The following is a 2,477-nucleotide window of genomic DNA, read 5'->3' on the forward strand; positions in this document are numbered from 1 at the left end:
GTCGGGAGGCGGTATCTGCGCGGAGGCGTACCTGCCGCTCGGCACCCATGACTTCGACGGTGTGCTGCGGCGGATCGAGCGGTCGGACGCGGACGGCCTGCAGATCGCGGGGCGCCACGGACAGGACGCCACGGTCCTGCGCGCGGCGCTGGCCTTCGAGTCGGCGCGTCCGTGGGCACACAGGCGCCCGGCGCTGTAGGTCTGTCCATCCCCTGCCGCGGGGCGCGCTCCCGTCGCAAGGGCCCTGGAAGATCGTCGTGGGCATCTCCGTGAACGCTCTGATCATGCTGAGCACAGCGCGGGTGTCGCGGTTTATGGCGGCCTGCTCGGCGCCTTCGCGCTGCGCACTGCTCTGTCAGATTCGGCGGCGATGACCTGTCCGCCGAGCGTCGTCATACACCGCGGCGACTGCCCGGCTCCGCCTACTTCGGACCGAACCCCGGCCTCATCACGACCGACATCCGCCCGAACTACATGGGCGCCGGCATCACGCACCGGCTGACTGAAGCACTCATCGGAATCGCGGGGCAGTCCCCAAGAACTACGCCGAGCCGAGCGTGCCACTCCTGTCCGCCCAGGACCTGCAGAGACGCACCGGGACGATGTTCAACAACAAAGCCCAGCCGATCCCGCCGTCCAACGGATTCGACAAGGACCACTGAGGAACGGCCCTGTGGAGCATGGCGGTCCGCCCGTTTCCCCTACTGGCGGCCGATGCTCTGGTAGACCTCGGCGCGGTTCCGCCTGAGGTGGAGCGCGAGCGCTCCGCCGGCCAACGTGACACCCCAGATCACGGTGATCAGGACATTCTTCATGGTTCCCGTCGCTCCGGTGAGCAGCGTGAAGTTGCTGGTCGCCAGAACGAGCACCACGCACAGCACGAGGAACGCCGCAAGGGAGGCCACCGCAGGTCCCACCGCCTTCCCGTGTACGCGGTCACGCAGCAGGTACACGCCGATGGCGAGCGCGACGAGGACGAGCAGGATGACGAACGCGTAGCTGTAGAGCCCGGCCAGTCGCGCGTACAGGTCGGCCTCGGGCACCTTCGCGATCACGAAGCCACCGAGCACGAGCGCCGCGGCCGCGCCGAGCGCGAGCGAGGCCCGGTGCGGGGACGCGTGCCGCTCGTGAGGCCGGCCGAACCTTCGGGGCAGGATGCCGTCGGCGCCCAGGTTGAACACATACCGGGCGGTGATGTTGTGAGCCGCGAGGGCGAGGGCGAACGAGCTGGTGAAGAGCATGACCACGGCCGCGTCATAGGCGAACTCTCCGGTGTACTGCTTGATGCTGTCGGTCGACGCGGTCACCAGGTTCTTGTTGACCGCGTCCATGACGGCGACAGCACCGTAGGAGTTGATGAAGCACCACGCGGTCACCCCGTAGAGACCGGCGAGCAGCGCCACCACGCCGTAGGTGGCGACCGGAATCGTGCGCTCCGGGTTGCGCACCTCGTCCCGGAAGATCACGGTCGCCTCGAAGCCGCCGAAGAGACCCATACCGAAGAGGAACGCGATCGAGACCGACCCCGAGAACACCTGGTCCGGCGTGAAGGAATCGAAGCCGATCCCGCGCGCGCCGCCCTTGGCGAGCACCGAGATGTCGTACGCGATCATGAGGAGGAGTTCGCAGGCCAGGAAGACCGTGAGGACCCGGCTCGAGAAGCTGATGTTGAAATGGCCGAGCACACTCGTCACGACGAGCATCACACCCGCCCACACCCACCACGCGACGTGCGGCCCGTCAAAGATCTCCACGATGGCGGTGTCGAGGGCGATCCCCCCGAGCGCGTAGGCGCTGAGCAGGGCCACGAAGTAACAGGTGAGCGCCGCGAAGCCCGAGCCCAGGCCGACCACCCTGCCCAGACCGGCGGTGATGAGGGCATAGAAGCCGCCGGGCCTCTTGAGTCGCGCCGACATGGTGAGTATGCCGACCGCAAGCATCGCGACGATCACTCCGCAGACGAGGAACGCCACCGGCGTTCCGATACCGTTCCCCAGCAGAACGGAGACGGGGATGAACCCGAGGAAGACCACGACCGGGCCGTTGTAGGCGACGACGGTGAAGATCAGTTCGAGTACGCCCATGTTGCCTCGGAGGCCCGGGGTACTGGCGCTGTTCGAGGCCACTTCGGCATCAGCGGCTTCACTCGCTGTGCTCATATGGCGTCCTCCATCATGTCGGTTCATGGATACGTCGCCGCCCGTTGCGAGGGTCTGGATGTGGCGTGCGCCACGTGACGTTTGAGATGCCAGAACCGTAGGTACTCACCTCGGCCACTTCCATTGGAAGATGTCCGAAAACCGGCGGCACAGTCCGCCATCTCTACGACGAGGTCGGGCCGGGACCAGGGCGCCCGTGCGGCAGACGGTCGTGTCATGGGGCGCGGGACCGGGACCGGCCGGCCGCCCGCGGGCCGGGACGCGTCGGCACCACCGGCACCGGCACCGGCGGACAACAACAGCACCAATGGAAGCAAC

At 67.4% G+C, this 2,477-nt stretch carries 1 protein-coding gene and 1 pseudogene; one reads left to right on the forward strand and one right to left on the reverse strand.

The genetic code is table 11. The features are described from left to right. Nucleotides 1-199, forward strand: a pseudogene (locus tag AB0I18_RS51885) (hypothetical protein); the annotation flags it as partial. 502 nt (nucleotides 200-701) lie between these two features. Here the strand turns inward: AB0I18_RS51885 and AB0I18_RS51890 are convergent. Continuing rightward, a complete protein-coding gene (locus tag AB0I18_RS51890; RefSeq protein WP_363112865.1) occupies nucleotides 702-2,159 on the reverse strand; it encodes an APC family permease in 1,458 nt (485 codons plus the stop codon). Between the last annotated feature and the right edge of the window lie 318 nt (nucleotides 2,160-2,477).

Source organism: Streptomyces sp. NPDC050704, assembly GCF_040654355.1.
GTDB lineage: Bacteria > Actinomycetota > Actinomycetes > Streptomycetales > Streptomycetaceae > Streptomyces.

Bases quoted from the DNA above. Each gene is read 5' to 3' on its own strand.
- AB0I18_RS51890 (WP_363112865.1), bottom strand. From the start codon at position 2,159: ATGAGCACAGCGAGTGAAGCCGCTGATGCCGAAGTGGCCTCGAACAGC.